At 67.2% G+C, this 7,790-nt stretch carries 6 protein-coding genes; 2 read left to right on the forward strand and 4 right to left on the reverse strand.

The genetic code is table 11. The features are described from left to right. Positions 1 to 43: 43 nt before the first annotated feature. Together gcvP and gcvH are read right to left on the reverse strand one after the other, a co-directional pair. Positions 44 to 2,938, reverse strand: a complete 2,895-nt coding sequence (gene gcvP, locus NFU04_RS13455; protein WP_251309959.1) for an aminomethyl-transferring glycine dehydrogenase — start codon at positions 2,936 to 2,938, stop codon at positions 44 to 46. Positions 2,939 to 3,023: 85 nt separating this feature from the next. Next, complete coding sequence (gene gcvH / locus NFU04_RS13460) at positions 3,024 to 3,413, reverse strand: glycine cleavage system protein GcvH (protein WP_251309960.1); 390 nt, start codon at positions 3,411 to 3,413, stop codon at positions 3,024 to 3,026. Positions 3,414 to 3,876: 463 nt separating this feature from the next. Here gcvH and NFU04_RS13465 point away from each other — a divergent pair, with 463 nt between their 5' ends. Next, positions 3,877 to 5,253, forward strand: coding sequence for an alanine/glycine:cation symporter family protein (locus NFU04_RS13465; protein ID WP_251309961.1), 1,377 nt, complete (start codon positions 3,877 to 3,879; stop codon positions 5,251 to 5,253). Positions 5,254 to 5,317: 64 nt separating this feature from the next. Further along, entirely contained in the window at positions 5,318 to 6,430 is a 1,113-nt protein-coding gene (gene gcvT / locus NFU04_RS13470) for a glycine cleavage system aminomethyltransferase GcvT (RefSeq protein WP_251309962.1), read from the forward strand. A 90-nt stretch (positions 6,431 to 6,520) separates the two neighbouring features. Here gcvT and NFU04_RS13475 read toward each other — a convergent pair whose 3' ends face one another. Further along, positions 6,521 to 7,147, reverse strand: coding sequence for an alpha-ketoglutarate-dependent dioxygenase AlkB family protein (locus NFU04_RS13475; protein ID WP_251309963.1), 627 nt, complete (start codon positions 7,145 to 7,147; stop codon positions 6,521 to 6,523). 53 nt (positions 7,148 to 7,200) lie between these two features. Next, complete coding sequence (locus tag NFU04_RS13480) at positions 7,201 to 7,755, reverse strand: phosphatase PAP2 family protein (RefSeq protein WP_251309964.1); 555 nt, start codon at positions 7,753 to 7,755, stop codon at positions 7,201 to 7,203. Positions 7,756 to 7,790 lie beyond the last annotated feature (35 nt).

A 7,790-nucleotide genomic window follows, 5' to 3' on the forward strand; every position in this document is an offset into this window, starting at 1 on the left:
GGCCTCGCCGATTGGCGAGGCCCTTTGCGTAGGCCGATAGCCCTCAGTCGCGATAGTTATCGATGCTCGGGCAGGAGCAGATCAGGTGGCGGTCGCCATGGACATTGTCGACCCGATTGGCCGCCGGCCAGTACTTGCCCGCCTTTACCGCCTCGGAGGGGAAGGCGCCCAGCTCCCGGGAATAGGGACGATCCCAGCCGGCATCCATCAGATCCGCCTGGGTGTGCGGGGCATGCACCAGGGGGTTGTTGTCCGCCGGCCACTCGCCGGACTCGACCCGGGCGATCTCCTCGCGGATGCCGATCATGGCATCGCAGAAGCGGTCGATCTCGTAGAGGGATTCCGACTCGGTGGGTTCCACCATCAGGGTGCCGGGCACCGGGAACGACATGGTGGGGGCGTGGAAGCCGTAGTCCATCAGGCGCTTGGCGATATCCTCCTCGCTGATCCCGGAGGCCTCCTTGAGGGGGCGGATATCGATGATGCACTCGTGGGCCACGGTGCCATTGCGGCCGCGATAGAGCACCGGGTAATGCTCGCCCAGGCGCGCCGCGATGTAGTTGGCGTTGAGGATCGCCAGCTCGGTGGCCTGACGCAGGCCGCGGGCGCCCATCATCTTGATGTAGGCCCAGGAGATCGGCAGGATCGAGGCGCTGCCGAAGGCCGCCGCCGAGACCGCGCCGCAGTCGGCCTCGACGCCGGGCAGCGGGGTCACCACATGGTTGGAGACATAGGGGGCCAGGTGCGCCTTGACGCCGATGGGACCCATGCCGGGGCCGCCGCCACCATGGGGGATGCAGAAGGTCTTGTGCAGGTTGAGGTGGGAAACGTCGCCACCGAAGTCGCCGGGACGGGCCAGGCCCACCTGGGCGTTCATGTTGGCGCCGTCGATATAGACCTGGCCGCCGTGCTGGTGAACGATCTCGCAGGCCTCGCGCACGCCCTCCTCGAAGACCCCGTGGGTGGAGGGGTAGGTGAGCATGATCGCCGAGAGGGCCTCGCTGTGCTGCTCGGCCTTGGCGCGCAGGTCGTCCAGGTCGATATTGCCGTCGGCGTCGCACTCCACGACCACCACCTTCATGTGCGCCATGGCCGCGGAGGCGGGGTTGGTGCCGTGGGCGGAGCTGGGAATCAGGCAGACGTCGCGATGCCCCTGGCCCTGGGCCGCCTGGTAACGGCGAATGGCCACCAGGCCGGCGTATTCGCCCTGGGCCCCGGAGTTGGGCTGCATGGAGATATGCTCGTAGCCGGTGATCTCCACCAGGAAGGCGGCCAGCTCGTCGATCATCTGCAGGTAGCCGGTGGTCTGATCCTTGGGCGCGAAGGGGTGGATATCGGCGAATTCCGGCCAGGTGATCGGCGCCATCTCGCTGGTGGCGTTGAGCTTCATGGTGCAGGAGCCCAGCGGAATCATCGCGTGAGTCAGCGACAGGTCCTTGTTCTCCAGGCGCTTGAGGTAGCGCAGCATCTCGGTCTCGCTGCGATAGCGGCGGAAGTTGGGATGGCTCAGGAAATCGCTGTCGCGACGGCAGGCGGCGGGGATGCCGCTGATGCCGCCATCGGCGATGGCCTCGTCCAGGGCGCTCACCGAGAAGCCGTGCTCCTCGCCCATCAGCACGTCGAAGAGCACGTCCAGGTCGTGGGCGGTGGTGGTCTCGTCGAGGCTGACGCCCACGTCGCCGTTGGCGAAGTAGCGCAGGTTGACCTCGTGGGTCATGGCGCGGCCATGGATCTTGCCGGCGTCCACGCCGGTCAGGCGCAGGGTGTCGAACCAGCTGTCATGGGCCAGGGCGATGCCTTTGCGGGTCAGCGCCTCGGCGAGGATGGTGGTCAGGCGATGAATGCGGGTGGCGATGGTGCGCAGCCCCTCGGCCCCATGGTAGACCGCATAGAAGCCGGCGATATTGGCCAGCAGCGCCTGGGCGGTACAGATGTTGGAGGTGGCCTTCTCGCGGCGGATATGCTGCTCGCGGGTCTGCATGGCCATGCGCAGCGCCTGGTTGCCGCGGGCGTCCTTGGAGACACCGATGATGCGGCCGGGGATCGAGCGCTTGAGCTTGTCGGTGGTGGCGAAGTAGGCGGCGTGGGGGCCGCCGAAGCCCATGGGTACGCCGAAGCGCTGGGTGTTGCCGACGACGATATCCGCGCCCAGGGCGCCGGGCTCGGCCAGCAGTACCAGGCTCATCAGGTCGGCGGCCACGCAGGTCATGATGTTCTTGGCGCGGGCGGCGGCCAGCAGGGGTGCCAGGTCGTGGATCTCGCCGCTCTGTCCCGGGTACTGCAGCAGGGCGCCGAAGACGTCATGGTCGGCGACTTCCGCCGCCGGGGCGACGATCAGCTCGAAATCGAAGTAGTAGGCGCGGGTGCGCACCACGTCCAGGGTCTGGGGCAGGACATCGTCGGCGACGAAGAAGGCGTTGGACTTGACCTTCTTGTTGGCCCGCTTGCACAGCGCCATGGCCTCGGCGGCGGCGGTGGCCTCGTCGAGCAGGGAGGCGTTGGCCAGCTCCATGCCGGTCAGGTCCATCACCATCTGCTGGAAGTTGAGCAGGCCCTCCAGGCGGCCCTGGGCGATCTCCGGCTGATAGGGGGTGTAGGCGGTGTACCAGCCCGGGTTCTCCAGCACGTTGCGCTGGATGACCGCCGGCAGGTGGGTGTTGTAATAGCCCTGGCCGATATAGGTCTTGTGGACCTTGTTCTGGCGCGCCAGGCGCTTGAGGTAGTCGAGGGCCTCGGTTTCGCTGCGGGGCGGGTCGAGATCGAGCTCGCGATCCAGGCGGATCGCCGCCGGCACGGTCTGCTCGATCAGGCTTTCGATGCCCTCGACCCCCAGGGTCTCGAGCATCCGGGCCGTATCCGCGGCCCGCGGGCCATTGTGACGTTGGATAAAGGCATCGTGGCCGGCCAGTTCGGCCAGGCGGCGAGTGTCATGAGCCATGGAACACCTGTAGGCAAGTGGGGCGCGGCCCCGGGTCAGCGAAGGAGGGCAGGCCGGGTGAGGGGGCACCCGGCGCTGGCGGATATCACTCGGCGTCGGCGAGCTTGGCGTAGGCGTCGGCGTCCAGCAGGCCTTCCAGGGCGGCGGCGTCGGCCAGCTTGAGCTTGGCGATCCAGCCACCCTCGTAGGGGGCCTCGTTGACGGTCTCCGGGGCGTCTTCCAGGGCCTCGTTGGCCTCGACCACCTCGCCGGCCAGGGGCGCATAGAGGTCGGAAGCGGCCTTCACCGATTCGATGACGCCGAATTCTTCGCCGGCGTCCAGGCTGCGGCCCACCTCGGGCAGCTCGACGAAGACCACGTCGCCCAGGGCCTCCTGGGCATGATCGGTGATGCCGAGGGTGACGGTGCCGTCGCCGTTGTCCAGCACCCATTCATGGCTTTCGGTATAGCGCAGGTTGGCGGGAATATTGCTCATCGCAGATTTTCCTATACGAAAAGGTTTTCAGGTGGGGCGAATCCTAACCCCTTGCGACCGATTTGGCCACGCCGACGACGGGCCGAGGCACGGCGGACCCCATTCAGGGTGGTCGCCGCGCCCCGGGCTGTCCAGTGGACGACACCTGAGCCCCGGTTGCCAGGCTTGTGATCTCGCCCATGGGTGGGTAATGTAGCCCATGTTTCCTATTGGAAACAAATTTCCCGTTAACGGCCCGTCGACACGAACCTGGATGGGCGCGGGGCGGCGGCGAGGCCTTCTGCTATTCTACCTTAGACGCAGCGTGACAAGAATTTCCTATAGTGGACTGGAGGAAAGACGGATGAATCCGCTATGTTACGCACACTCGACCGACTCCCTGCCTGATCCAGGGACGGTGAGTCGCCAGGACGCACGTGTTACCTCGCGTGCCCAACAAGAATAGCCAAAGGGGAAAGGTTCCATGGAAGCCTTAACGAATCTGTTTTCTGCGATCAACGGCGTGGTCTGGGGGCCACTGATGCTGATCCTGCTGCTGGGGGTGGGGATCTACCTGCAGGCGGGACTCAAGCTAATGCCGATCCGCAAGCTGGGCACCGGCTTCAAGCTGATGTTCCAAGGGCGCGCCGCCAAGGGTGAGGAGAAGGAAGGGGAAATCTCGCCCTTCGACGCCCTGATGACCGCGCTCTCCGCCACCATCGGCACCGGCAATATCGCCGGCGTGGCCACCGCCATCGCCCTCGGTGGTCCGGGGGCGGTGTTCTGGATGTGGATCACCGCCCTGGTGGGGATGGCCACCAAGTTCTCCGAGGCGGTCCTCGCCGTGCGCTACCGGGAGGTGGACAGCGGAGGCAACCATATCGGCGGGCCGATGTTCTACATCAAGAACGGCCTGGGCAAGAAGTGGGCCTGGCTGGGCGGTGCCTTCGCCTTCTTCGGCGCCGTGGCGGCCTTCGGCATCGGTAATACCGTGCAGTCCAACTCCGTGGCGGATGCCCTCGATTCCACCTTCGGCCTGCCCCACTGGGTCACCGGCGTGGTGATCATGGTACTGGCCGGGGCGGTGATCCTCGGCGGCATCAAGCGGATCGCCAAGGTCGCCGGCAAGCTGGTCCCCATCATGGGGGTCCTCTATATCCTCGCGGGCCTGGTGGTCCTGGCGATCAACGCCAGCCAGATCGGCGATGCCTTCTCGATGATCTTCTACTATGCCTTCAACCCCCACGCCGCCATGGGTGGCTTCGCCGGCGCCGCGGTGATGGCGGCGATCCGCTTCGGTGTGGCCCGCGGGATCTTCTCCAACGAGGCGGGCCTGGGCAGCGCGCCCATCGCCCACGCGGCCGCCCAGACCAAGAACCCGGTGCGCCAGGGGCTGATCGCCATGCTGGGTACCTTTATCGACACCATCATGGTCTGCACCATCACCGCCCTGGTGATCCTCACCTCCACGGTGTGGGTCGAGGGCGAGGCGGGCGCCTCCTTGACCGCGCTCTCCTTCGACGCGGCGCTGCCCGGCATGGGTAACCAGATCGTCTCCCTGGCGCTGGCGGTGTTCGCCTTCACCACCATCCTCGGCTGGTCCTTCTATGGCGAGAAGTGCTTCCAGTTCCTGTTCGGCACTCGCTCCATCATGCTCTACCGGGTGCTGTTCGTGCTGGCCATCCCGCTCGGTGCCATGGCCCAGCTGGGCTTTATCTGGCTGATGGCGGATACCTTCAACGCCATGATGGCCATCCCCAACCTGATCGCCCTGGCGCTGCTGTCGCCGATGGTCTTCAAGCTGACCAAGGACTATTTCGACGGCAAGGAGGTCCTGCCCGGGGAGGATCTGACCAAGTAAGCGGTCGGCGGGCGGCGTCGCGCCGCCCGTCCCGGCCTGATCCCAACCTCAGACGGAAATTCCCATGAGCCAACTCGAGAAAACCCCGCTGTACGACCTGCACGTGGAACTGGGTGCCAAGCTGGTGCCCTTCGCCGGTTACGAGATGCCGGTGCAGTACCCCCTGGGGGTCAAGAAGGAGCACGAGCATACCCGCACCGCCTGCGGGCTGTTCGATGTCTCCCATATGGGGCAGCTGATCCTGCGCGGGCCGGATCCGGCGGCGGCGCTCGAGGCTCTGGTGCCCGCCGATATCGTCGGCCTGCCGGAAGGGATGCAGCGCTATGCGCTCTTCACCAACCCCGAAGGCGGTATCCTCGATGACCTGATGGTGGTCAATGGCGGCGATCATCTCTATCTGGTGGTCAATGCCGCCTGCAAGGCGCAGGATATCGCTCACCTGGAGGCCCATCTGGCGGCGGGACACGACCTCGAGCTGCTCGACCGCGGCCTGCTGGCCCTGCAGGGCCCCCAGGCGGCCGAGGTGATGCGTCGCCTCTGCCCCGAGGCCTGCGAGCTGGTCTTTATGCAGCACGCGCGCTTCACCATCGACGGCGTCGAGGCCTGGGTGAGTCGCAGCGGCTATACCGGCGAGGATGGTTTCGAGATCTCGGTGGCCGCCGCCGACAGCGAGACCCTGGCGCGGCGCCTGCTGGCCGAGGCCGAGGTGGAAGCGATCGGCCTGGGGGCGCGGGATTCCCTGCGCCTGGAGGCGGGCCTGTGCCTCTATGGGCATGATATCGATACCGCGACCACGCCGGTGGAGGCGGGGCTGATCTGGGCCATCGGCAAGCCGCGCCGCCTGGGAGGCGAGCGCGCCGGCGGCTTCCCCGGGGCCGAGCTGATCCTGCAGCAGGTGCAGGACAAGGACCATCGCCGCAAGCGGGTGGGCCTGCTCGGCGAGGGGCGCGCCCCGGTCCGCGAGGGGGCCGAGCTGTATAACGCCGAGGGCGAGCGCATCGGCGTGGTCACCTCCGGCGGTTTCGGTCCCAGCGTCGGCAAGCCGGTGGCCATGGGCTATGTCGGCATCGAGGCGAGCGCCCCGGAGACCCAGGTCTTCGCCGAGGTGCGTGGCAAGCGCCTGCCGATGACGGTGAGCAAGATGCCCTTCGTGACGCCGGGGTACTATCGCGGCTGAGGGTAGTTATACCGTTATCTTGCTGCTCACGAGTCGGGCGGCAACGCCGAAGGCCGGACGCGATGCGTTCGGCCTTCGGCGTTTCTGGGGTTAGCGTCGACGAGGCAGGATCCGACGAAAGGTCAGATTGATCCGCAGCCCGGGAGGGTGACTTCGCCCCTTGCGGGGCAGCAGGGCATGCTGCAGCAGGTCCTGGCAGCCGGGCCCCATCACCAGCAGGCTGTCGTGGGGCAGCCAGGCATTGAAGGCCGCGTCGCGGCGATCCTTCCAGCGAAAGCGCAGTGGCCGCTCGGCCCCCAGGCTCAGGGCGGCGATCAGCGGCGCCTCGCCCAGCTCCGGCTCATCGTCGCTGTGCCAGCCCATGCGCGCCTGGCCATCATCATAGCGATTGAGCAGGACGCTATTGAACGAAGCGGCCTGGCCAAGCCCTGCCAGGCGGGACTCGATCTCGGCCTTGATCTCCAGCAGGGCCGGCTGCCAGGGCAGCGGCGAGAAGTCGCGTCCCGAATAGCGGTAGCGGGCCTGTGGGTCGCCCATCCAGGCCTGGTAGCGGGGAATTGGGTGTTCACGGCCATAGAGCCTGAGGGTGGGACGCTCCCAGGGGATCTCGGCGGCCAGACGGTGCAACAAGCGGGTCGCCGTCGGTTCTCCCAGGAGGTCATCGAGGCGCCATAACGGGGGCGAGTCGAGCAGGGGGTGCCAGGCGGTCGAGGGCATCGGCAGCGGTCATCGTCGGCCAGGGATGCCCCTAGTGTGCCAGAAGGCGGCTATCAGGGCAGTGCGGGCAGCCAGTACAGGGCGAGCAGGCCGATACCCAGTCCCAGCAGGGCGCCGCCGAGCACATCGGAGAGGTAGTGCAGCCCCAGACCCACCCGGGAGGCGGCGATCAGCAGCGCCAGGGGGACCACCACCAGCAGCAGCCAGGGCTGGGTCGCCGCGCTGAGCAGCGTGAAGAGCACCGCATGCAGGGTGTGGCCGCTGGGGAAGCTGTAGCGGTCCCGGGGCGGCTCCCGGCAGGGGATGACGCGGAAGCTGATGGAGGGCCGCTCGCGACACAGCCGCGTCTTGATCAGCCGATAGAGGGCGATCGCCACCAGGGCGGTGAGCGAGAAGTGTAGCGCGAGTCGCCAGCCCAGGGAGCCATGCAGCAAGGGTTGCATGGCGATCAGCGCCGCCCAGGCCGGCCAGTCGCCCAGGCGGCTGGCCAGGCGCAGCAGGCCAAGCGGCAGTGGCGCCGCATCGACCGCCACCGCCAGGCGGTGGCAGAGGGTCCACTCCAGCAGGTCCAGGCGGCGAAACAGGGCGGGGGTGCGGGGCGTGAGCATCCGGGGGCCTCCTAGCGGACCGACGTCGGTAGGCG

The organism is Halomonas sp. NCCP-2165 (genome assembly GCF_023708045.1).
Taxonomy (GTDB): domain Bacteria; phylum Pseudomonadota; class Gammaproteobacteria; order Pseudomonadales; family Halomonadaceae; genus Bisbaumannia; species Bisbaumannia pacifica.